The sequence below is a fragment of the Streptomyces sp. NBC_00207 genome (genome assembly GCF_045160965.1).
Lineage (GTDB): Bacteria > Actinomycetota > Actinomycetes > Streptomycetales > Streptomycetaceae > Streptomyces.
Genome location: NZ_CP130715.1, coordinates 408,176 through 429,007 on the forward strand (window position 1 = coordinate 408,176; position 20,832 = coordinate 429,007).

The 20,832-nt window shown below is 70.4% G+C and carries 25 protein-coding genes and 4 pseudogenes; 13 read left to right on the plus strand and 16 right to left on the minus strand.

Annotated elements, in window-relative coordinates:
• The first annotated feature begins 135 nt into the window (after positions 1-135).
• From OG472_RS02115 to ppk2, 3 genes are all read left to right on the plus strand, one after another.
• Complete coding sequence (locus OG472_RS02115; protein WP_405940750.1) at positions 136-453, plus strand: hypothetical protein; 318 nt, start codon at positions 136-138, stop codon at positions 451-453.
• 79 nt (positions 454-532) lie between these two features.
• Positions 533-835 (plus strand): hypothetical protein, encoded by a 303-nt coding sequence (locus tag OG472_RS02120; protein WP_405940751.1) that lies wholly within the window; start codon positions 533-535, stop codon positions 833-835.
• A 199-nt stretch (positions 836-1,034) separates the two neighbouring features.
• A complete protein-coding gene (gene ppk2 / locus OG472_RS02125; protein WP_405943129.1) occupies positions 1,035-1,988 on the plus strand; it encodes a polyphosphate kinase 2 in 954 nt (317 codons plus the stop codon).
• A 144-nt stretch (positions 1,989-2,132) separates the two neighbouring features.
• On the opposite strand, the gene OG472_RS02130 is transcribed toward ppk2, so the two are convergent.
• Together OG472_RS02130 and OG472_RS02135 are read right to left on the minus strand one after the other, a co-directional pair.
• Positions 2,133-2,375, minus strand: coding sequence for a hypothetical protein (locus tag OG472_RS02130; RefSeq protein ID WP_405940752.1), 243 nt, complete (start codon positions 2,373-2,375; stop codon positions 2,133-2,135).
• A 344-nt stretch (positions 2,376-2,719) separates the two neighbouring features.
• A complete protein-coding gene (locus OG472_RS02135; protein WP_405940753.1) occupies positions 2,720-3,316 on the minus strand; it encodes a hypothetical protein in 597 nt (198 codons plus the stop codon).
• Between the two features lie 303 nt (positions 3,317-3,619).
• Here OG472_RS02135 and OG472_RS02140 point away from each other — a divergent pair, with 303 nt between their 5' ends.
• Both OG472_RS02140 and OG472_RS02145 read left to right on the plus strand, forming a co-directional pair.
• Complete coding sequence (locus tag OG472_RS02140; protein ID WP_405940754.1) at positions 3,620-4,078, plus strand: STAS domain-containing protein; 459 nt, start codon at positions 3,620-3,622, stop codon at positions 4,076-4,078.
• Positions 4,063-4,251, plus strand: a complete 189-nt coding sequence (locus tag OG472_RS02145) for a hypothetical protein (protein WP_405940755.1) — start codon at positions 4,063-4,065, stop codon at positions 4,249-4,251. The genes OG472_RS02140 and OG472_RS02145 overlap by 16 nt, the downstream gene beginning before the upstream one ends.
• A 47-nt stretch (positions 4,252-4,298) precedes the next feature.
• Here OG472_RS02145 and OG472_RS02150 read toward each other — a convergent pair whose 3' ends face one another.
• Positions 4,299-4,703 carry an STAS domain-containing protein gene (locus OG472_RS02150; RefSeq protein WP_405940756.1) on the minus strand — a complete coding sequence of 135 codons (405 nt, stop codon included), beginning with the start codon at positions 4,701-4,703 and terminating at the stop codon, positions 4,299-4,301.
• A 311-nt stretch (positions 4,704-5,014) separates the two neighbouring features.
• On the opposite strand from OG472_RS02150, the gene OG472_RS02155 reads away from it, so the two are divergent.
• Positions 5,015-5,311 (plus strand): DUF2188 domain-containing protein, encoded by a 297-nt coding sequence (locus OG472_RS02155; RefSeq protein WP_405940757.1) that lies wholly within the window; start codon positions 5,015-5,017, stop codon positions 5,309-5,311.
• Between the two features lie 91 nt (positions 5,312-5,402).
• Here the strand turns inward: OG472_RS02155 and OG472_RS02160 are convergent.
• Both OG472_RS02160 and OG472_RS02165 read right to left on the minus strand, forming a co-directional pair.
• Positions 5,403-5,927, minus strand: a pseudogene (locus OG472_RS02160) (relaxase domain-containing protein); the annotation flags it as partial.
• Positions 5,928-6,312: 385 nt separating this feature from the next.
• Positions 6,313-7,200: a beta-propeller fold lactonase family protein gene (locus OG472_RS02165; RefSeq protein ID WP_405940758.1), complete on the minus strand. Its 888-nt coding sequence runs from the start codon at positions 7,198-7,200 to the stop codon at positions 6,313-6,315.
• A 202-nt stretch (positions 7,201-7,402) separates the two neighbouring features.
• Here OG472_RS02165 and OG472_RS02170 point away from each other — a divergent pair, with 202 nt between their 5' ends.
• Positions 7,403-7,639 carry a hypothetical protein gene (locus OG472_RS02170; protein WP_405940759.1) on the plus strand — a complete coding sequence of 79 codons (237 nt, stop codon included), beginning with the start codon at positions 7,403-7,405 and terminating at the stop codon, positions 7,637-7,639.
• A gap of 202 nt (positions 7,640-7,841) precedes the next feature.
• Here the strand turns inward: OG472_RS02170 and OG472_RS02175 are convergent, their stop codons facing one another.
• Positions 7,842-8,105: a hypothetical protein gene (locus tag OG472_RS02175; protein WP_405940760.1), complete on the minus strand. Its 264-nt coding sequence runs from the start codon at positions 8,103-8,105 to the stop codon at positions 7,842-7,844.
• A 92-nt stretch (positions 8,106-8,197) separates the two neighbouring features.
• Complete coding sequence (locus OG472_RS02180; RefSeq protein ID WP_405940761.1) at positions 8,198-8,392, minus strand: hypothetical protein; 195 nt, start codon at positions 8,390-8,392, stop codon at positions 8,198-8,200.
• Between the two features lie 777 nt (positions 8,393-9,169).
• Between OG472_RS02180 and OG472_RS02185 the strand changes: the two genes are divergently transcribed.
• Positions 9,170-9,370 carry a hypothetical protein gene (locus OG472_RS02185; RefSeq protein WP_405940762.1) on the plus strand — a complete coding sequence of 67 codons (201 nt, stop codon included), beginning with the start codon at positions 9,170-9,172 and terminating at the stop codon, positions 9,368-9,370.
• Positions 9,371-9,544: 174 nt separating this feature from the next.
• Here the strand turns inward: OG472_RS02185 and OG472_RS02190 are convergent, their stop codons facing one another.
• The 4 genes and pseudogenes from OG472_RS02190 to OG472_RS02205 all read right to left on the minus strand — a co-directional run bounded on the left by OG472_RS02190 (position 9,545) and on the right by OG472_RS02205 (position 13,078).
• Positions 9,545-10,909 (minus strand): NAD(P)/FAD-dependent oxidoreductase, encoded by a 1,365-nt coding sequence (locus OG472_RS02190; protein ID WP_405940763.1) that lies wholly within the window; start codon positions 10,907-10,909, stop codon positions 9,545-9,547.
• A gap of 163 nt (positions 10,910-11,072) precedes the next feature.
• Positions 11,073-11,942, minus strand: a pseudogene (locus OG472_RS02195) (iron-containing redox enzyme family protein); the annotation flags it as partial.
• Positions 11,943-12,205: 263 nt separating this feature from the next.
• Positions 12,206-12,532 (minus strand): annotated as a pseudogene (locus tag OG472_RS02200) (DUF6766 family protein); the annotation flags it as partial.
• A 90-nt stretch (positions 12,533-12,622) separates the two neighbouring features.
• Positions 12,623-13,078: a hypothetical protein gene (locus tag OG472_RS02205; protein ID WP_405940764.1), complete on the minus strand. Its 456-nt coding sequence runs from the start codon at positions 13,076-13,078 to the stop codon at positions 12,623-12,625.
• A 229-nt stretch (positions 13,079-13,307) separates the two neighbouring features.
• On the opposite strand from OG472_RS02205, the gene OG472_RS02210 reads away from it, so the two are divergent.
• Entirely contained in the window at positions 13,308-13,583 is a 276-nt protein-coding gene (locus OG472_RS02210; protein WP_405940765.1) for an isoamylase early set domain-containing protein, read from the plus strand.
• A gap of 120 nt (positions 13,584-13,703) precedes the next feature.
• Positions 13,704-14,234 carry a cofilin family protein gene (locus OG472_RS02215; RefSeq protein WP_405940766.1) on the plus strand — a complete coding sequence of 177 codons (531 nt, stop codon included), beginning with the start codon at positions 13,704-13,706 and terminating at the stop codon, positions 14,232-14,234.
• Here the strand turns inward: OG472_RS02215 and OG472_RS02220 are convergent.
• From OG472_RS02220 to OG472_RS02235, 4 genes and pseudogenes are all read right to left on the minus strand, one after another.
• A complete protein-coding gene (locus tag OG472_RS02220; RefSeq protein WP_405940767.1) occupies positions 14,164-14,424 on the minus strand; it encodes an ATP-binding protein in 261 nt (86 codons plus the stop codon). The two genes, OG472_RS02215 and OG472_RS02220, sit on opposite strands and share 71 nt — an antisense overlap.
• A gap of 121 nt (positions 14,425-14,545) precedes the next feature.
• A pseudogene (locus OG472_RS02225) lies at positions 14,546-14,776 on the minus strand (SpoIIE family protein phosphatase); the annotation flags it as partial.
• A gap of 100 nt (positions 14,777-14,876) precedes the next feature.
• Entirely contained in the window at positions 14,877-15,104 is a 228-nt protein-coding gene (locus OG472_RS02230; RefSeq protein WP_405827322.1) for a DUF6480 family protein, read from the minus strand.
• 594 nt (positions 15,105-15,698) lie between these two features.
• The gene (locus tag OG472_RS02235; protein ID WP_405940768.1) at positions 15,699-16,658 is read right to left on the minus strand and encodes an alpha/beta hydrolase family protein; all 960 of its coding nucleotides are present in this window, start codon (positions 16,656-16,658) and stop codon (positions 15,699-15,701) included.
• Positions 16,659-16,827: 169 nt separating this feature from the next.
• Here OG472_RS02235 and OG472_RS02240 point away from each other — a divergent pair, with 169 nt between their 5' ends.
• Together OG472_RS02240 and OG472_RS02245 are read left to right on the plus strand one after the other, a co-directional pair.
• Positions 16,828-17,424 (plus strand): TetR/AcrR family transcriptional regulator, encoded by a 597-nt coding sequence (locus OG472_RS02240; RefSeq protein ID WP_405827324.1) that lies wholly within the window; start codon positions 16,828-16,830, stop codon positions 17,422-17,424.
• 384 nt (positions 17,425-17,808) lie between these two features.
• Positions 17,809-18,630: a hypothetical protein gene (locus OG472_RS02245; RefSeq protein ID WP_405940769.1), complete on the plus strand. Its 822-nt coding sequence runs from the start codon at positions 17,809-17,811 to the stop codon at positions 18,628-18,630.
• A 640-nt stretch (positions 18,631-19,270) separates the two neighbouring features.
• On the opposite strand, the gene OG472_RS02250 is transcribed toward OG472_RS02245, so the two are convergent.
• Positions 19,271-19,546, minus strand: a complete 276-nt coding sequence (locus OG472_RS02250) for a methyltransferase (protein ID WP_405940770.1) — start codon at positions 19,544-19,546, stop codon at positions 19,271-19,273.
• 338 nt (positions 19,547-19,884) lie between these two features.
• Between OG472_RS02250 and OG472_RS02255 the strand changes: the two genes are divergently transcribed.
• Complete coding sequence (locus tag OG472_RS02255; protein WP_405940771.1) at positions 19,885-20,802, plus strand: Ku protein; 918 nt, start codon at positions 19,885-19,887, stop codon at positions 20,800-20,802.
• The last annotated feature ends 30 nt before the right edge of the window (positions 20,803-20,832 follow it).

The window sequence follows — 20,832 nt, forward strand, 5'->3', positions numbered from 1 at the left end:
TCCGGTCCGCGCAGGGCGAACCCGGACTCCTTGATCTCCCGCATCCGTTCTTACCTGTGGGAGCCGGACCACCCGCCGGCCGAGCCCGCTCCGCTGGTCGTCGTCTCTCACAGCACCGGAGGATCTGGCAGCAACATGGAGTGGCTGGTACGTCCGCTGCACGAGGCCGGTTTCCGGGTCGTGGCCCTCGACCACCACGGCAACAACTTCGTCGACGGCTACGAACCGCAGGGTTCCTCCACGTGTGGAAACGGCCGCGCGACGCCTCCTTCGTCCTCGACGCGCTCGCATGGCGCGGGCCAACCGCACCCCGCTGATCGCCGCGGCTGCCGCGCTCGTCGTCTTCCTGCTTCTGCGCCGCAGCCGGAGGCACCGGTGAAGGCCGTCAAGGCCGCCGTCGACCGGGCAGGAGCCGCCACGACCAGGCGCCTGACCGGCACCTGGCCCGGCTGAACCCTCCGACGGCGGCGCCGGCCCAGAGCTCGAGGGCCGGCACCGCGGACCCTGTAGCCCGAAACCATGGAGGAACGTCGTGGCCGTGCACCACCGGCTGCCCGCCATCACCGCCGCGGCTCTCGCCACCGCCATGCTGCGCGCCCGCTGGCAGGCAAGCCGCGCGACCCACGACGCACACGGGGCAAGCGCCGCCAAAGCCCCCTGGCGACGCACGGCGCCCCCACCGGCTGCCGCGGGCACCGCTGACGACCGCGTGGCCGACCTGCACACCTCGTACATGGGGCCCGCCCTGCGGGAAACCGACGCCCACCTCGAGCAGCATTGGAACAAGATCAAGTCCCTCTACCCTCATCGCGACAGCGAGCGCCGTCACAGGTAGAACCAGGCACCACACCGCGGCGCGGCATCAAGCGCTCCGGTCACCGCCAGCGCCTCCCCGCGGCCATGAACGACCTGCGCAGAAGGCCCGCCGTCCCGTCCTCCTTCTGGCTGCGACACGGCCCCCGCACCTGCTGCATTGCGGTTGCGGCCATACAGGCGGCCTGCGCGGGTAGGCGCACCGCGTGAACGAAGAGGCATTGCCGCGGACGGAAGCCGAGGATCTACTGACGGGGCTGAGTGTGGATGCCCGGCGGCCGGAGCAGCCCGTGCTGCTGGACTCCGTCGGCGCTCCGATCCGTACCTGGCGGGAAAACTATCCGTATGAGCGCAAGATCCGTCGTGCGGAGTACGAGCGGACCAAGCGGATCCTGCAGATCGAGCTGCTGAAGCTGCAGCGCTGGGTCCGGGAGACCGGGGCGCGGCTGGTGGTGATCTGCGAGGGCCGGGACGCGGCAGGCAAGGGCGGCACGATCCAGCGTTTCACCGAGCGGCTCAACCCTCGCGGGGCACGGATCATCGCCCTGCCCAGGCCGACCGAGCGCGAGACGGGGCAGTGGTACTTCCAGCGGTACGTCGCCCACCTGCCGGCCGCTGGCGAGATCGTCTTCTTCGACCGCTCCTGGTACAACCGCGCGGGCGTCGAGAAGGTCATGGGGTTCTGCACCCAGGAGCAGTACGAGCTGTTCCTGCGGCAGTGCCCCGCCTTCGAGGCCATGCTCACGGAGGACGGGATCCTGCTGATCAAGTTCTGGTTCTCGGTCTCCCGCGCCGAGCAGCGCACCCGTTTCGCGATCCGGCAGGTCGATCCGGTACGGCAGTGGAAACTGTCCCCCACCGACCTTGCCTCCCTGGACCTGTGGGACGCATACACCACCGCGAAGATCGAAATGTTCCGCGCCACCGACACCGACCACGCCCCGTGGACGGTGGTCAAGAGCAACGACAAACGCCGGGGCAGGCTGGAGGCCATGCGGAGCCTGCTGTCGCGCATCGACTACGACCGCAAGGAGGAAACGGCGGTAGGCCGGCCCGACACCCTCATCATCGGCGCCGCCGACACCCTCCTCGAACCCGGCGAAGAACCCACCGACCTCTCGCCCACACCACTGGCCGGACCGCCGGACGGCCCCGGCCTGCACCCCCACCCGTAGCGAACGGACCGCGCTGCCGCAGGGCACCTCCTCTGCCGCCGCCCGGGTTGCCCGGTTCGGCCCGCCAGGGCTGCCCGCCGGCCGAGGCGCGTCCATCCCCCTTCCGGTGCAACCCTGCAGCTGGCGGCGGCACATCGCCCGTGCTCATGAGCCGGTGGTGTCGTCCGCCTCGCGTCGGCTGGCGGGAGACGGCGCGAGGGAGTCGGCGCTGGCGGTGGCCTCCGGGAACGGCGGAAGGAGTGTCACCCGCACCTGCGGCCCGTCCTCGTGGTCGTCCTCGGTGCCGATACGGACCAGGCCGGCTTCCGAGAGCTGGTGCAGGGCCGTACGCACGAGGACGGCCGGCACCCCCAGGGCCCGGGCTGCAGGAGCCAGCGGGAAAGCCACCGACGGAGCGAGGTACACCCTGTGTGGATCAGCGGCGAGATCCACCAGAAGAGCTGCGACCACCTCGCCGTGCGACACGTTCCGGGCGTGGACCGCCCAGCGAAGTGCCCAGCTGTCGAACGGAAACGTTTCCACCTCAGGCCCCTCAGGTAGCACGGCGGCACCAAAAGCACGCCTCACGAATGGTCTCGATCCTCGATGCGTCCCAGGAGATGGGCAACCTCGGCGGGCCGAAACGCCGTAGCCCTGCTGCGGTGAAACGCCTCGTGCACCCAGACCGCGGATCCAAATCGACCTTGATGATCAAACCGTTCGTCATTGCGCAGGTGCGGTCGCCGGGCGTTTCAGTGGATTGGGCTCCAGTGGTGGCTGCGCACCACGTATGGGGCCAGGGCGCGGGCGCGCCGCAACATGCCGTAGAGCTGCTGGGCGGGGCGTTGTTGCTCGCTGTGGAGGGCGTTGAGGACGATCAGCCCGCAGGTCAGGGCCGGCACGGCCCACTGGGCGTAGGACAGGTGGCGTTCGGCCTGTCCGGTGTCGACGGGGATGTGTTCGGCTTTCTCGGCGTCCTGGGAGTCGGCGGAGGAGGCGAGTTCGATCTTCTTGCCGAGGACCCGGGTGTAGGCGGTGGCGGCCAGTGCGACGCCGGTCAGGACGGTCTTGGCCAGGGTGGAGGCGGCGACGCCCTGCTGGGTGACCACCCGCGTGGCGTTGGCCGGGAGCAGACCGGTGGAGCCGACGAGATGCAAGCCGATCGCGGCGGCGCCCATGGGCGCCCACATGGCCCACCCTGTGCTCGCGATCCTGGCACTGTCCTCCCAGCTGTTGCCCTGGGCCTTCGCGGCGCCGTTGAGGCCGACGGCGCCCATCAGGGATCCGCCGAACCAGGCGGCCAACCCTACGTCGTGGAGGCTGCGCAGGACGGTGTTGCGTTCGGACATGGGTGACTCCTCGCGCGCGGGAGTGCCGACAGGCCGCAGGCACTCCCGCCACGGTCACCCCGCGAGCCGGTCCGTGCCAGTGCGGCTGGCCCGATCGGCCCGCGGGCACGGTACGCGCGGCTCACGAAGCTGTTCTCCTCCCTTCCCCTTCCGGCGCAGGGGCTCGGTCTACGGGTCTGGTTCAGGGCCGCACTTGGTGGCCGAGGATCCTTTCAGACCTGCTGGATCCGGCGAGGGCGTCCTGCGCGGTGAGGGTGACACTGCGTCCTTGGCCATCTGGTGGCTACGGGGCATGCTGACCGCATGGACGCCGACGCTCAACCGCCCGTACACCCGCAACCCGCTGTCGTGGTCGTCGCCCAGGGGGACATGGACCTTGACACCAGCGCCCCGCTCGCAGAATCCCTCCTGGCTGCTGCCCACGCCCACCCCGTGGTCGTCCTGGACACCAGCAGCGTCACCTTCGCCGACTCCGCCTTCCTCAACCTTCTCCTCCAGGCCCATGCCCTGGCGGAGCTCCGTATCGCGGCACTCCCGCACCAGCTGCAACGCCTCCTGGAGATGACCGGCGCCGACGCCGTCCTCCACGTCCACCCCACGGTCCAAGCCCCGCCAGCGCCACGCCCCTGCCGGACCGCGAGGCCGGCTGACGGGCGACGACTCCACCGCACGCGCCTGCCTCCGCAGGACCTCACCCGTTCGGGCGCCGACGGGTGCCGCGCGCAGACGGGACCGAGGCTGGGCGCATGGCCGCCAAGTTGATCGTCTACCCGCCGGACGCGATGGGCTGGCGCCGGGTCCGCTACGACGGCACCGCCATCGGGGTCGCCCACCGCCCGTCCGACATCCGCGTCCTCCTCGCCGCGGCCGGCCTCGAAAAGCGCCGAGGACGTGGACCTAACCGACACCGAATTCGTCGAGTGGAGAGGCGCTGACCCTGAGGAGTGGGAACCGTCTATGTGAGGGACGCACTGGGGCCTTGCTAGACGCCGGACAGCCAGCCGGCACCGAAATCCGTGAGATCCCGTGCTCGCTGCGCCCGCTCCTCGATCAGCCGGCGAAAGCCCGCCACGGCGTACCGCTCGCCGGTGGCCAAGCCGCGCCCGCGAATGCCGGCGACATCGGCCATGAACTGCTGGGGCTGGGGCTGCCAGCCGACGACCAGGACACGCAGGCCCAGGCTCTCCGCCCGCCGGTGCAGGGCCAGGAGATGGAGCAGGCCGTCCGCGTCCATGGACATCGCGCCGTGCAGGTCGACCATGAGGTCCCGCTCACCGGAGGTGACGTCGTCCAGCGCCCGCTGGAGCACCGCGCCCGCGTCCTCATCGAGTGCCCCGGTGACGCTGACCAGGACCGTGCCGTGGCGCTGAACGTCCGTGGTGATCAATGCGCTCTCCTCCCGCCCGGGGCGAGAGGGCCCTCGGGGCTCCCCATCCTGGCGGGGCGTTCCCCCGGACGGGTGCGAGGCTCGCCGGCGCTTCCACACCAACCTGGACAGCGGCGGCCGTGACCGGCATCGCATCAAGGTCTCGGCGTCGGCTGCCTCCGAGCTGGTGTTATCAGGAAAGGGGAGGGGAATATTCCCTGCAGGCCAGGGCCGTGCGGACGGTGCCCCGCCGCATAGTCCGGCCTATGTGCGCTCGCGGACAGGCGCTAGAGACCACCCCTGAGCGCGCCTGATGGGCGAGGTGAAGGATCATGGCAGCGAGAATGACCGTCTACCACGTCTCACCGTCCGGTGACCGGGCGGCCGCCGCAGGCGTGAAGTGGCAGGTCGAGGGCAGAGAAGGCCGTCGGCTGTTGCACGAACCGCACCACACCCAGAAGGATGCGATCGACGCAGCCCGCCGACACGCCAAGGAACACGAGCCCTCGCAGATCATCATCCACGCCCGCGACGGTCACATCCGCACCGCGTACACCTACGGCGACGCCCCTGGGGCATCCCCCGACGAGCGTGGCCGCAAGGCAGGGGAACCAGGAGGCCTCTACTGAAGCCTCCCTCCCGGCCACCCCACCTGACCACCACGAGAGAGCACACCGCTCCGTGTCGGCGGCCTCCTGGCGGGCGCGCTGTTCAGGAAGTGAAGACCGCGACTATCAGACCGTCGCGGACCGGGGCGCGATTCTTGCCGCCGCTCTTCCACCGGATCTCCGCGACCGCGTCCTCGAGCCACGCCAGCGTCTCGTCCCGGGCGATGTCCTGGCACAGGTCCAGCACCGGGCGGGTCTCGTCATCCCCGAGCGCCCACGCGATGTGCGCCGTCGACGGCGCCCGGAACACCAGGTCCATCGCCAGCCAGGGCCTCCGCTCCTTGGCATTCTCGGTCTCAGCCGACTGGTTGTACTCGATGTGCCTGCCCATCACCGTCACCCGCCGCGCCTTCGCCGGATCGGCGCCCACCTCCAGGAGCTCGCGTTCTATCCGGTCGGCGTCCGGGTGCCGGCCCTCGCCGAGGAGGAGTTCGGCCTGGCGCTCGGTCACCACGTCCCCGGCCGCCAGACCGACCACGGCCAGGCCCCGGCCCTTCCAGACACCGTGCGGGACACCGGCCTCGTCCTGGGCGGCGCGCAGCGGCCTGCCCGCAGGGCGTTGGCCGTCTCCGACCATCACTCCGCGGAACAGATAGCGCCACCCATCACCCGGACGAACATCTGCTCTACTGATCACCGGGCCATAGAACCCCGCCATTGACCTGCGAAAATGGCCACTCGCTACGACAAGACCGCCACCATCTACCTCGCAGCACTCCACCTCGCCGCCATCTTCATCTGGTCAGCCAGGTGATCCGAAGACACGGCCTAGCTGCAATCCCACATGAACCGGCCTTCGAGATGGTCGGAGCTGAGGAAGAGGAAGCCGCTTCCGTAGCCGAAGTTGAGGAAGAACGGGTCCTCCTCCATCTCGCCCCGGTCCTCGAACTGGCAGAGGAACAGCCAGGAGTCGTCGATACCGGAAGCCTGGAAGGGCGCAACCGAAACTAGCGGCGCCTTGCTCAGGCGAGCTGCACCGGCGCGGTGTTCGGACCTCGGGCCGTGCCCACTTTTCCCTGTGCCGCTGCCACGCCGGTCGGCCCGTCGCCCACGGTCACCGTGTTCGTTACGCGGGCTGTCGAGGTGTCGATGACCGACAAGGTGTCCGAGTCGAAGTTGCTGACGTAGACGAGGGAGCCGTCCGGGCTGACGGCGAGGCCGTTGGGGCCGTCTCCCACGGCGACGGTTTCCGTGACGGCGCGGCCGCGGGTGCTGATCACGGACACGTTGTCGGACCCGATGTTGGCGACGTATACCTGTCGCCCGTCCGGTAGCACCCCGATTCCCGCAGGCTGGTCCCCGACCGGGATGCGGTCCGTTTCCGTGCCGTCGTGGACATCGACCACCGACACGTCGTCCGAGGTCAGGTTGGAGACGTACATGTGGCGGCCGTCGGGGGTGAGTACCAGAGCGGTCGGTCCGCTGCCGACAGGGATGGTGTCGGTGACCGTTCCGGTGGCGGTGCGGACCACTGCGACGGTGCCGGACGCGGCGTTGGCGACGTACAGGGTGCATCCGTCGGGCGCCACCGCCACGCCCAGCGGGGCATCGCCCACCGCGATGGTGTCCGTCACGGCACGTGTGCGGGTGCTGATCACCGACACGTTGTCCGACCCGACATTGGCGACGTAGACGTTCCGGTTGTCGGGAGAGACCGTCACTCTGCTCGGTTCGTCCCCGACAGCGACGGTGGCGATGACCGTCCTGGTACGGGCGTCGATCACCGATACGGTGTCCGACGCGGAATTGGTGACATAGACGCGGGAGCCGTCCGGGCTGACGGCTACGCTGTCCGGTCCGCTCCCGACGGGAACGCTGTCCACGACCATGCCGGTGCCGGCGACCGACACCGTGTCGGAGTGGAGATTGGCGATGTAAACGAGAGCACCAGGCCGCGGGGACAGCCCAACTGCCGTCGTCCCGACGGATGCGCCGGCCAGGGTACCCGGTCCCATTAGCACCGCTGTCACACAGAGCACCACGGCTGCTCGCTGCGCCAGGTCCTGACTCCTCGTCATGGGACCACGCTAAGACTCCGGAGCGGAAAGCCACGTGAGGCTCACGCTCAGGCTCACCGAACGGCTCATCGTGACCGCCGCCTACGCCGATTCCATCTACACCGGCCGCACCCTGGGCAACCCCACCCAGGGCATAACCTCGGACGCTCCCGCGGCGGGCTGCCGCTCCGGCGCCGGGGAATCCGGGCGGTCATCCCGCAGCCGTCCGACCAGATCGCCGTCGCCTACCAGGCGCGCACTCCACCTCGCGGGCATCCTCATCTGGACCTGACGCTGACCAAAGAGCCAGAACCTAGCTTGCGGGGATGCGGACCGCGAAGAGCACGGTGTCGTCCTGGGCCTCCCGCGGACCGACCGCGTCCAGGAGGGACCGCAACAAGGCGGGTCTCGGTGCGGCCGGCTGCCGCACCTGCCCGCGGCGCGACACGAGGACGGGGAGCCGGCGGGGCCAGGGCGGCTCCCCGGTGCAGGCTTCAACAGCCAGCCGTTGCGGCGGAAGGCCCGGTAGAGGGCGCCTGCCGCGATCGCCATGAGACCGATGGCCAACGGGTAGCCGTAGGTCCAGCCGAGTTCCAACATGTGTTCGAAGTCATGCCGTGCACGCCGGCAACCACGTTAGGGATCGCGAAGATCGCCGCCCACGCGGAGATGCGTCGCATGTCGTCGTTCTGCCAGGTGCCCATGCGGGCTTGCTGCGCGCCGAGGACGGAGTCCAGCAGTTCGTCCAGAGTCCGCACCTCGGTGTGCAGGTGATCGGCGATGTCACGGATGTACGGGGCGATCTTCGGCTGGGTGGTCCTTCTCGCCCGGGTCGCCGGACAGGAGGCCCCTAAACCACCGGAACGAGCGGCTGCACGGCATCACGGAACTCGCGGACCTCGCGCTTGAGGGAGTAGACGGTCTCGGTGTGGTCGACGCGGGAAGTCGAGAACACCTCGTCTTCGAGCCGATTGCGCACCCGTCGGGCGGCGTCGCTGTACGCATCGACGGCGACGTCCAGCACGGCGTGCAACACAGGGGCCATGGCGCAGCGTCCGGATCGGTGTCCAGCCGGCGGGCAGCCTCGGTGCAGGGATCGATCGTTCTTCGGCGGGCGCCGTCTGGGCCTTCCCCGGTTCGCCACGACCGGCCTGCGCAGGCGCTCCCTCATCGGCGAGTTCAACAAGACCCGGCTCAGCCCTGGGCCGTTTCCTCGGCCTGGGACTGGAATTGCGGGCGCCCGTGGTGGGAGCTGATCACCTCGCACCCACCGCCCGTTGGACCGCCTCACCACCAGAGGAACACGCCGCCTGGGGGTACGCCCCAGCGCGTACCGCTCCGCGGTTTGGGAACACGCGCAGCCATGCACGGACAACATGCGCGTCCCGCGAGCAATCCGTTCGGCCCGGCACCCGCAGCCCAGACGGCTCCATCTGGCCGAGCCGGCGCCAAACACTCGCGGCGAAGCCGGGTCAGCAGCAGGCTTCGCCGCCGCATCCTGGCGTACCGGGCGATCGACTTCCTGTCCGCCACATCCCGGACCCCTCAGGCTCGGGCGAGGAGTGCCTGCTCCTCGTCCACACCCGTCAGGTCGTCGGCCAGGTCCGCTACAGGATCTGCCCTGACTGCACCCGGGGCCTCATCACCGCGGTCATCATCGACGAGCGCTTCGACAGCTCCGGCCTGGGCACACGGGCGCTTTCACACCTTCGTTCCCGCCACCCGACGACTACCTGGCGCAGCACGGTGACCAGGCGCACCGCACGGGATCTCCTGCGCCGCATACGTCTTCCCGCAATCACCTCCGGCACGGCCTGCGACCATGCCCGCCGACCACTGCTTGACCCGGTGCCGCCCCATTCCTGACCAACAACCTGCCGTCTGTACGAAACTGCTGGACTGGACGGTCACCGCCCTTCTCGCGGGCCTGGTCTTCGAAGCCCTGCGCCGCGGCATTACCACGCCTCTGGAGCGGCTCAACACAGACGCACGCGCCATCGCCGACGGCGACTTACAACGGTGACGCCGACGGCCGGCTCGGCATCGAGCAGTACTCCGCCTCGGCTGGAGTTTCCACCAGCCCTGAAATGCAGGGCTGGTGCGGAGGGGGACGCGTTGTTGTGCTGGGCGGGGCCAGGTCGGGACGACAGCTGCGCCCTTGCCCGGTGTTCGGCTGTCGGCGAGCTCGGCGGAACTGTCAGCCGCCGTCGGCCGCCGTGCGGGCCCGTACCTCCTCTGGGGTGAGGTAGTGGTCCGTGTACTCGAAGTCGCGCAGCGTCCCCGGCTTGTACGTTTGGAAGCCGGTTCGGACGAAGTCGTCGCCGGCCGCGGCGTTCAGGAGCCAGTTCGTCATCACCCGGGTCTTCGCGGCGCCGGTGCGCAGCGCCGCCCAGTGGTAGCCGCGGGCCACGGCCTGGGCAGGCATCCCGCGCAGGCCGATGCCGAGCGGGCGTGAGACGCCGTCGCGGCCGCCGAGGTCCACGACCAGTCCGAGGTCCTTGTGGACGTACGGACGCAGCGGGGTGCCCCGCAGCGTGGCGAGGACGTTGTCGGCGGCGGCCCTGCCCTGGCGCTCGGCGTGCTGTGCGGTGGGCGGGCACACCGCGCCTTCCCCGCCGCCGGCGAGGTCGGGCACGGCGGCCGCGTCACCGAGCGCGAACGCGCCGTCCGCCCCCGGCACCCGCAGGTCCGGAGCGACGACGAGCCGGCCGCTCTTCGCGGTCTCGGCGCCCAATGTGGCGATGAGTGGGCTCGCGGCGACGCCGGCTGTCCAGATGAGCGTGCGGCAGGGCAGCACGCGCCCGTCGGTGAGGGTGACGTCCTCGGGGCCCGCCTTGGCGACGGAGGCGCCGAGCGAGACCTCGATGCCGCGGCGGCGCAGCACGTCGAGGGCTGCCCGGCCCAGCCGGTCGCCGAGCTCGGGCATCAACTTCGGAGCCACGTCCACGAGGTGCCAGCTGATCTCGCGCCGGTCCAGCCGGGGGTAGTGGCCGGCGGCGTTCGTGGTGAGCCGCTCCAGGGAGGCGGCCGTCTCGGTGCCCGCGTAGCCGCCGCCCACCACGACGAAGCCGAGCCGTGATGCCCGTTCCGCCGAGCCTGGTGCGGCGGCGTCGGCGAGGTCGAGCTGGGCGATCACGTGGTCGCGCAGGTGGGCAGCCTCGGCCAGCGTCTTCATGCCGCGGCCGTGCTCCGCCAGGCCGGGGATGTCGAAGGTGCGGGTCACGCTCCCGGGCGCCAGCACCAGATGGTCGTACGGCTGGTCCACCAGCTCCCCGGTGATCTTCCGGATGACGCAGACCTTGGCCCGGGTGTCCACGCCCACGGCCCCGCCGGGCACGATCCGGGTCCGGTGGCGGCGGCTGCGGCGCAGTGACACCGCCACGGACTGGGGGGTGAGCACCCCGGAGGCAACCTGCGGCAGCAGGGGCAGGTACAGCTGGTAGGAGAACGGAGTGATCAGCAGGATCTCCGCCTCCCCGGGTGACAGCGTCCGTTCCAGGCGGCGTACGCAGGAGACGCCGGCGAATCCCGCGCCGACGACCACGATCCTCGGTCGTGCCATGGTGTCCGTCCCTTCTCAGGTGTACGGGTCCCCTGCACGCCTTCCCCGACAGGCCGTTCCATGCACGCGGAAAGCGGGGCGAACGGCTCCGGAGGGCTTGGACGGCCACCGAACGGCCCCGGCTGGCTCCGCCCCAGGGGAATGCCGACCGCTCATGCTCGTGCAGGGGCGTGCGCAGTGCGCTGCGTTCGTGGTCCCTGGCTTCGCGGATGTGGCTCGCAAGACGGTGTTGAAGAGGAGGGTCGCCGCACAGGCGAGCGCAATGTCCTCTTCGAGGTCCGGTTCGTCGACGAGGAGGCCGCCGAGCACTTCGTGGCGGACGACCTGCTCGTGGACGGCGTCGGCCTCGACGTGTTCGGCATAGAAGTGCTCGGCGGCCGGCCCCGCGCCGCAGCGTCGCATGGCCTTGGCCAGGCAGCGGGAGCCGGGACATGCGGTTCACGGTCGCGAGCAGCGGGGCCGGCGCCCGGTCCAGGTACCGGCCGTACGCGGGGTCCAGCCGGAGGTCGGACATGAGGTCGACGAAGAGCTCCACGTGGATGCGCTCGGCGCGGCCGGCGCCGAACTCGTCGTACTCGATGGCGGCCATGGCAGCCTTGGCCCGCCCGGTCAGCCGGGGGATGACCCAGGCGTGCGGATCGGCCGCCTTGAGGTGGTAGAGAGAACGCAGGGCCGCGTACTCGCGCAACTGCCAGAGCTCTCCCTCGGTTTCGAGGTGGTGGCTCAGGCTGTCGGAGAGGTCGACGGGCTCGACGAGGAGCGGGGCGAAGGCGTTCTCGGCCGTCCGGGGTGCATCGGACAGCTCGGTGCGCAGGGCGTCCAGGAAGCGCGCTTCCATTGCCTGGCGTAGTCGCAGCAGGTCCGGGCCCCACTCGCGTGCGTCGTCCACGCCGTCGAGGCCGCGGTAGTGGAGCTCGTAGAGGAGGTAGAGGGCGAGCTGGAGGTCCTCGCCCCACGGGTCGGCCTCCAGTACCGCCCCGGGGCGCACCGCGGTGGTTCCCCGGACCGCAGGGCGTCCGACACGGCGCAGCACAACTCGGCCCGCCCCTCCACCAGATGGGGGCTCCGGTCTGCGACGGTGACCGGGTCCGGGCTGGGAGCCCCCGGCCCCGCGTGGAGGTCCTGGTCCTCGGCGACGAGCTACTCACCGAGGGCCGCGGACAAGCGGCGCGCGGGCTGCACTCCGTCGGCCGGGCACGGACTGGGGTCAGAGGTTCTGGGCACGGATGACCACCAGCTCTTCCCACTCCTCGGCCTCGCTCGCCAGGCCTCTCCGCTCCAGCCAGATCCGCCGGGCGACTCGGTACCGATCTTGTGGAGTTCCTTCGACTCGGGTGAGCCGCGCTGGACCAGCCACACGGTGCCGAAGATGTAGAGGAAGAACTGCAGGAACTCGGACTGCCAGTTCTCGGAGACGTCCACGGCGAAGTCGGAGGTCGTCACGTACTCGCCCAGGCCGATCCGCTGGAGGCCGTCGATGGTGAGCTGGTCGTTGAACTCGGCGTGCCCGGCGACGGCCTGCCCGGCCAGGACCAGCAGGAACGCGATCCCGAACGCCAGGGTGAGGCTGTTGTCCCGCCAGAACCCACTCCGTCGCGGTTTCCCGTGCGTGTCGTCACTCATCGCTGCATCGCCCCGATAGCGATGAAGTAGCCGAGCCCGCCCACCACCACGAGACAGGTCACGAAGAGGAAGCGCATCCTCAGCCGCCTTTCAGCACTGATAGGGCTGCCGCTCCCCCTGCGGGGTGCAACCGGCCGCAACCACCTTCCACCCACCGCCGAACTGCGACAGGAACAGTGTGTCGCCGTCGAGTCTCAGCCATGGCTGCCGCCCGTACACCTCGGTCGTGCGGACCGCCCCGGCCTGCGGCAGCTCCTCCTCCGCCATTGCCTCCCCGCACGCCTTCTTCTGATCCTGTTCCAGCTGCCCTTCCAGCTGCCCCCGCGTTTCGGGCGCCAGCAGGCGGCAGGCGGCCCCGTGGTCCCCGGAGGCCAGAGCTCGCTCGAACCGTTCACCGGCGGCCCGCGCCCCGTCCACCCTGGCTGCTGACGCCCCGCACCCGCTGGGGAGCGCCGCCACGCCACCGGCGCAGAGGACGGCACGAGCGGCCCTTGCCATCGCCGGGCCCAGCAGCGCACCCGCTCGGGGCAGGAGGATCGGTTTCACACGTCTCCTCACGGAGGAATCACGACAGCCGGCTCGGCCATTACTACGGCGGCGACCACAGCTGACCCCAGCCGCCGGCATTGCTTCCGCTGCGGCTACCCCCACGCAGGAGCCGCAGCAGCCACCCGGGTGACCTCCGCTCGGGTTACGGCCCTGCGCTACCGTGCGCGTGCGCGGCAGCGCAAGGATGCACGGACCGGTTCCCCTTCTTCGTGGCTGGAGTCTTTCCGTGCTCGAACGCAAGCAGGTCAAGGGCCGTACCCAGGTCACCTTCGTCCTTCCCGACAACGCTCCGGACGGGCCCGTCAGCGTCGTCGGAGACTTCAACCACTGGAACCCTGCCGCCCACCCGATGGCGTCCCGGGGAGACGGAACCCGCGCCGCGACCGTCGCTCTCCCCGCCAACAGCACCCATTCCTTCCGCTACCTCGCGGTCGGCGACTACTGGTTCGACGACGAACAGGCCGACGGCCACGACGGCGTCAACAGCCGCCTCCGCACCTGATCTGCGGCCTGCCGGATTCCGCCCCAGCCGGGGGCGCGCCTCGCGAAAGCCAGGACCACGGCGCCAGCACGCTCGCCTCCCTGATCGCCGGATCCCGACCAGCACCAAGGTGAGTCCCCCGTGAGCAGCCCGACCGGCCTTTCCGAAGGCTCCCTTGCCGCCCTGCAGCACATGAGGGAGCAGCGTGAGATCAACACCGTGGTCCTTCGCTACGCGGGCACCCAAGGTGTCCTGCTTCCGGAGACGGAGGGAAACCTGACCCATGACGAGCTGGTGGATTCCCTGCCCGCGGACGAGCCGCGGCTGGTCGTCCACGAGTTGGCCTTCGCCAGCCCGGAGGGCACGCGAAGGCACGCACGGCTCCTGATCTTCTGGATGCCGCCGGACGTCGGCGAGCAGGAAGAGGCTTATACGGACGGGTTCACGGCCCTGAAGGAGTTCCTCCCCGACGTTCACGTCCACCTCACGGCCAGGCGTGCGAGCCAGCTCGAGCACCGAAGACTCGTTGCCCTGGCCCGGCTGAGAACCTCGTTTCTGTACTTACGGCAGCGGCGGCCTGACCTACGCCACCGGCCTGGCCCTACCAGGGGGCGCGGACGCAGATGGTCTTGCCGCCGTCGGGGGTGGGTTCAATGTGCACGTCGGTGGTGAGGTGATTGATCAGCTGCCACCCCCACCCGCCGGTTCCGTCGAGGCGAGGCGGGCGCGGCTCGGGCAGGTCGCGGCTGGTGTCGGTGACGCGGATGTCGATGTGGCCACCGTTCAGTTCGAGGTGGAGCGATGCGGGCCCACGGGTGTGACGCATGACGTTGGCGACCAGCTCCCCGACGACCAGGAGCACGGCGTCGTCGCTCCCCGGTTGGGTGGGCGGCCGGATGCGCGCGGCATGGTGGAGGAAGGTGGCTCCCGGGCCAGGCGTCGGCTCAGGTATTCGCGCGGCGGCTTCCGGATGACAGGCCGTATCAGTCCAGGCACAGGACGGTTGCATCGTCCTTCGGCGGCCGGCCGTCGTAGGCGTCGATGACCGCCGCGACCAGCGTGCGCACGACCTCGCGCGGATGCTCGGTCGCCGTCTTGAGGATGAGGCCGGCCAGGTCGACCGCTTCGGCTTCGCGCTCCTGCACACCATCGGTGTAGAGAACGAGGCGGCCGCGGGGGCGCACGTCGCGGACTTGGACCTGGTAGGAGCCTCGGAGGACATGATCATCTCCTTCGCCGCGGTGGGACGGGTGCACGACCACTTACCTGCCCTCATTCGGCCGCGTCAGTTGCCGATGGCTCCGTCGGCACTGCTCAGAGGTCCAGCATGATGGCGTAGGCAAGGAAGAAGAGCGCGCAGACCAGGGCCAGCAAGCAGATCACCAGAAGGGGGCCCTTGGCCCAGCCGCGCGTGAGGGGGCGGTACGGGCCGGCGCCAGAGCCGGTGCTCGACTCGCCGGGCGGAGTCTCGCCCGGCGGTACGCCGCCGCCGTACGGTCGGGTCGCGCTCCGTGCGCCTGGGTCTGGAAGGTGTGCGGACATGTCTGCCTCCTCGCCGCAAAAGCCGGGCCTGTCCTTACGGCAGGTCGGCCGGGGCTGCCCGGCGCCTACCCGCCGCCCGGCGGCCCACTCCTCGGGACGCCCCGTCAGGCCCCGGTCCATTTCGGCGTTCCTCCGCGGCGCGGCAGGGCCTCCGCGATCCGCCAGGTCGTCCTCCAGGCACCAGGACCGGCACGTCCTGGCCATCCTGGGCATGGGCGACCCGGAGCGTCTTGCAGCGAACGTGGCGGCGGGGCGCTCCGGCTGTCCGGAGACGGCCTCGCGCTGCTGGACTCGCTGCACGGGCACCGCCTGACGGCCCGCGGGGACGCCGTAGGGGCCGGATCCGGGGGGCCAATGGGCATCTCACCCTGCCGGGCGCACGAGTTCACCGCAGAACCGATCATGCACCCGGACGGCCTGACCTGGCTCGCGCGGTACGGTCTGGCAGCCAGCGTGTTCGCTGCCCATTCCGAGGTGCGGCACGGGATTCTTGCCGCGCCGCCCGGTTTCGTGGCGCGCGAAGAACTCTGTGGCCCCTCTGCGGCGAGCCGAACGACGACGGCCGGGCCGTCCGATCTGGACGTGGCAGTGGTGCTACTTGGATTCGACTTGTCCTATCGGGTCGAGTCCGGCCGTCAGTGCCTCGCAGGCGGTTTGCCAGGTGGAGGCGCCGGGGTGGAACCGGGTGTGGAGGTAGGCCGCGGTGAGCTGGGCAAGGGCGGCGACTCGCTCGGGGTTTTCGTCGGTGGTCTCCGCGGCGTCGTATCCGGCGATCCCGCCGAGCCCGTGCTCCGCGTCGAACAGGGTGAGCAGGGTTTTGGGGCCGGGGGCGAGGGTGTAGGGGTCGGAGTGCCAGTCCGGCCCCATGTCTGTGAAGTGCCGGGGGTCGTCCTTGTCGCCAGCGACGACCAGCGCGGGTGCGGTCATGGTGGAGAAGTCGACGGCCCCGATGATCGGCCACTGCTCGGCCAGGGGCCCGTTGAGGACGTCGCCACCCCTGCCGGGCGGGGCGAGCAGTACGCCCGCCTTGATCCGGGGCTCGACGAGGTGCACCACGGTCCCGGTGTCGGGGTCGGTGAGCCCGGCACCCAGCAGAAGAGCGGCGGTGAAGCCTCCGAGCGAGTGTCCCGCGAGGGCGATCTTGGTGTGGTCGATCCGTCCGGTGAGCTGCGGCACGGCGTTCTCGATCACGTCGAGCCGGTCGAGGATGTGGGTCATGTCCTCGGCGCGGGAGCGCCAGAAGTCGGGTGCGCCGGGGGCGTCGGCGACCAGGCGGGTCAGTGTGCTGGAGGTGAGGTGGGTGGGCTGGACGACGACGAATCCGTGTGCCGCCCAGAAGTTGGCGAGCGGCGCGTAGCCGTTGAGCGAGGAGAGGTTGTTCGAGGGGCCGTGGCCGTGGGAGAGGAGGATGACGGGGAGGCTGGTTCCGGTCTCGGGTGCGGAGACGCGCACTTGAAGGTCCACGGGACGTCCGGGCACGGACAGGACTACGGGGCTGAAGGACAGGACCGGGACGGCCGTGCCCAAGGCGTCGGCGGTGGTGGCTGTGCGCATCGTGCGGATTCCCTTTCGGTGGCGTCTGCCGCCCGCAGGCCTCTTGCAGCCGGCGGGCGGACAAAGCGGTCAGGGGCGTCCCGTTTCGGCTAAGATGAAACGGAACGTCGCTCCATTTAGTATCCGGAGCATCGCTCCGCTTTGTCAATCGGTGTTGAAGGAGAACGTGATGGCCGCCGAGGGTCCTGCAGGGGATTCGCCGCCCCGAAGCAAGCGGGCCGACGCTCAGCGCAACCGGGAGACGGTGCTCACGGCCGCAGCGGAGGTGTTCGTCACTTCCGGCGTCGACGCGCCGATCCGCCAGATCGCGGCCCAGGCGGGCGTCGGGATGGCCACGATCTACCGCCACTTCCCAACGCGGGCAGATCTCGTCACCGCCGTGTACCAGCACCAGATCGAGGCATGCGCCGAAGCCGGACCGAATCTGCTGGCCATCGCCGCCTCCCCCCTCGACGCACTGCGCCAATGGATCGACCTCTTCGTCGACTTCCTCGTCACCAAACACGGCCTCGCCGACGCCCTGCAGTCAGACAGCGACCGCTTCTCCGCGCTGCACGCCTACTTCCTCGACCGTCTAGTGCCCGTCTGCGCGCAACTGCTCGACGCCGCGGTCGGGGCCGACGAAATCAGGCCCGGCACACAGCCATACGAGCTGATGCGCGGCATCGGCAACCTCTGCATCGGACGCGACAACGACCCCGGCTACGACCCCCGTCGCCTGATCGTCCTCGTCCTCCAGGGACTCGAGCGACCGCAGACGTCCTGATGCCCGTCGCGACCGATCGGGTGGCGTTAGATGCCTCCCTGGTCGATGAGCGGTCGGCGCTGGCCTCGGCACCCCGCACCCACCCGGCCCGCCGGGGCCTCGCCCGTCGCGGTCTCGGAAGACCGCAAGCACCCCGTCGACCCCGGCCCGCACGGCCGGACACTGGGGCGGCGCTGCCCCTCTCCCCCATGCCCGAGCCTGCGTGCGCGCCCCCGACCGGCGCCGTTCCCGAGGCCGGCCGTACTCCCACGCCGGCCCGTCCCGCGCCCGCGGCCAGCGAGGCGTCCGGCGAGACGTGACGCCACGTTCGCCATTTGTCGCGTACATGACCATCGGCATACGGTCGCCGTCGTTCAACGTCATTCACACGGGGACGACATACACATGCGCACCAAGCCACTCATCGCGTCGGCCGCGGCCGTCGCAGCCCTGCTCACCCTCACCGCATGCGGGGGCGGCGACAACCCGACCGTCGGCGGCATCGGCTCCGGGGCCCAGACGGGCACCGGCACGGACGCCAACGGCGGCCCCCACGAGGGCACCCTGGAGAACCCCACGAAGAACGGCGGGGTCGACGGGAACGCGCCGAAGGACGGGACCGCGTTCCAGAAGCTGCCTAAGGCCGGCACCATGGCGGGGGCGGCCCGCTTCATCAACGGCTACACCCCGCGCGACCCCGTCAGCTCTGAGCCCAAGAACGGCGGGCCGAGCGCGGGTCCTGACACGAAATTCGGTCCGGCCTTCTCCGTGACCGAGACCGGATACTGCGGCAGGCGCAGCGTCACCACCATCGTCCTGATCAAGGACCCCAAGGCCTTCCAGACCGCATTCAAGGCGGAGACCGACGCCAAGAAGGGCAGCGGGAACCCCAACCAAGGCATCGTCGTCGGCCAGGACTTCGCCATGGGATCCGAGAGCTCGGTCGCCATGAGCGCCCTGCTCCAGCCGCAGGCCGGCCTGCCCATGCTCAACTACCACCCGGACTTCAACCCGCCCAGCGGCTTCCGCAAGGACCCCGCCCTGGTGAAGGGCTTACCAGGACTGAACACCAGCCGACTCAGCCCGACACGGCGAGGCCACCCGGGGAAAGGGGCTCGGCGACCACCGGCAGCCGCGTTCGCCGGAGCCCCGATCCCGGAACCTGATGGCGCGCCGGACAGGCTAGTGAAGATTTTCGGGACACATCGCTGCAGGTCACACGTGTAGGGCCCAAGGGCCGCTGCGGCGAGTAGGGCGAGCCTCGGACCCTGGGTCCGAGGCTCGCCCTACTCGCCGCAGCCCACCATCCCGCGCTGCCTCACCACCCGACGCCGCGGGGCTGTCCGTTCGGTCCGCGCCCCTGGGCGTGGTGTGCCACGGCGGGCCGCCCGTTGCGGGCTCGCGGCCTCGGTCTCCCTCCGCTCACTGCGGAGCCGCGGCACACCCGGCGGCTCTCCACCGCCGGCAGTCTCAAACCCGATGGGACGTCCGGTCTACGGGGCCGCAGCCGCGCCCTGCTCCTGACCTCACCTGCGGCCTCTTCGATCGGCGGCCGCCCCCAGCTGAGCAGGTGCCGCTGGTGCTCAGTACCCGCGTTCTGGACGCGGCTGGCGCGGATGGCCACCAGCTCTTCCCACTCGTCGGCTTCGCCCACCAGGCCCTGCCGTTCCAGCCAGACCCGCGCGAGCGCAGTACTGGGCCCCACGGCACGAACTTGGTTGCCGTCGCCTCGGCGGCCAGTCCCGCGTGGTAGAGCCGGTCGATGGTGGCCTTGGCCCCGCACTGCCGAGTGCACCATGAGAGGACGCCGCCCGGCCGCAGCCGTATGGCGGCGCTTGAGCAGATCCGATCGATGATCGCCCGCCCGTCAGGCCCCGTGTCCCACGCTCGCTCGGGGCCGTGCGAGGGCAACCGTGTGTGGGCTGGGAACATACGGCGGATTTGCGATGATCAGGTCAAACGATCGCCCGGCAGTGCGGGCGGCGAAGTCTCCGTGGGCGAGTCGCAAGGGCAGCCGCCGGCGCAGCGCGTTCAGGCGGGCAGTAACCACTGCTGGCCAGGAGACGTCGACTGCAGTGACCCTGGCGCCCCTGCTCGCGCCGAGGAGAGCCAGCAGGCCGGTGCCCGTCCCGATCTCCCGCATTTCTGGGGACCGAGGCGCTCGCGGGCGAGCGCCTCGGCGAGGAACCAGGCGTCCGCCTGCGGGCGATAGACACCCGGGAGAGCGATCAGGCCCGGGGGGATGTTCAATCTCCAAGCCGTGCTGGTCACTGCGTACCTCCAGAGACAGACGCCCTGAGCAAGCTGTCTGGCCACCACCTGTGCGACTGCCCCAGCGGAGCACCCCTATCCGGAACTCGGCGATCTTCAGACGATCAGGCAGCCCCACCCCGCGGGGGTGCCTCGTACAGACCCGCACTTCACGCGGCAGGGCCGCGGCGGTGCGACGCTGGACGGAGGGGGCCGTACGTGGAGGTGGAAGTGCGTCCGATCTGGTCCGGTGCGATCTCCTTCGGCCTGGTCACCATCCCAATCAAGGTGGTCCCGGCGACCGAGTCGCACGCCATCAGCCTCCGCCAGATCCACACCGCCGACGGCGGACGGATCCGCTACCGCAAGGTGTGCGAGCTGGACGGGCAGCAGCTGCGCCAGGACGAGATCGTCCGCGGCTACGAGACCGCGACCGGCACCCTCGTCCCCGTCACCGACGAGGACCTCGACAACCTGCCGCTGCCCACCGCGAAGGCGATCGAGATCGTGTCCTTCGTGCCGGCCGCGAGCATCGACCCGATCCAGATCGGCGCCTCCTACTACCTGGCCGCGACCGAGAAGGTGGCCGCGAAACCGTACGAGCTGCTGCGGCAGGCCCTGGAAAGATCCGCGAAGGTGGCCGTGGCCAAGTTCGCGATGCGCGACCGCGAGCGGCTCGGCCTCTTGCGGGTCAAGGACGACGTGATCGTGCTCCACGCGCTGCGGTGGCCCGACGAGATCCGCCCCACCGCCCAGGTCCCCGTCCCCGACGTGGGTGTCACCGACGACGAGGTCGAGGCGGCAGTGCGCCTCGCCGAAACCCTCACCGGCGATGGCATCGGGGAGCTGCGCGACGAGTACCGAGACGCCCTGGAGGAAGTGATCGCCGCGAAGACCGGCACCGGCACCATGCCCGCGCCCGCGCCCGCCGAGGAGGCACCGCCCGCCTCCGCCGAGGTCATCGACCTCATGGCCATGCTGGAGAAGTCCGTCCAGGACGCGAAAGCCACTCGCGGCGAACCTGCCACGGTGCACCCCCTGCCCGCCAAGAAGGAGACGACGGCCAAGAAGACCGGCAACACGGCGGCCGCCGCGAAGAAGACGGCCACCAAGAAGGCCACTTCAAGGAGGAAGCCCCGAAGCGCATGACCGTGGGAGGCCGGGTCCTCGCTCCGTATC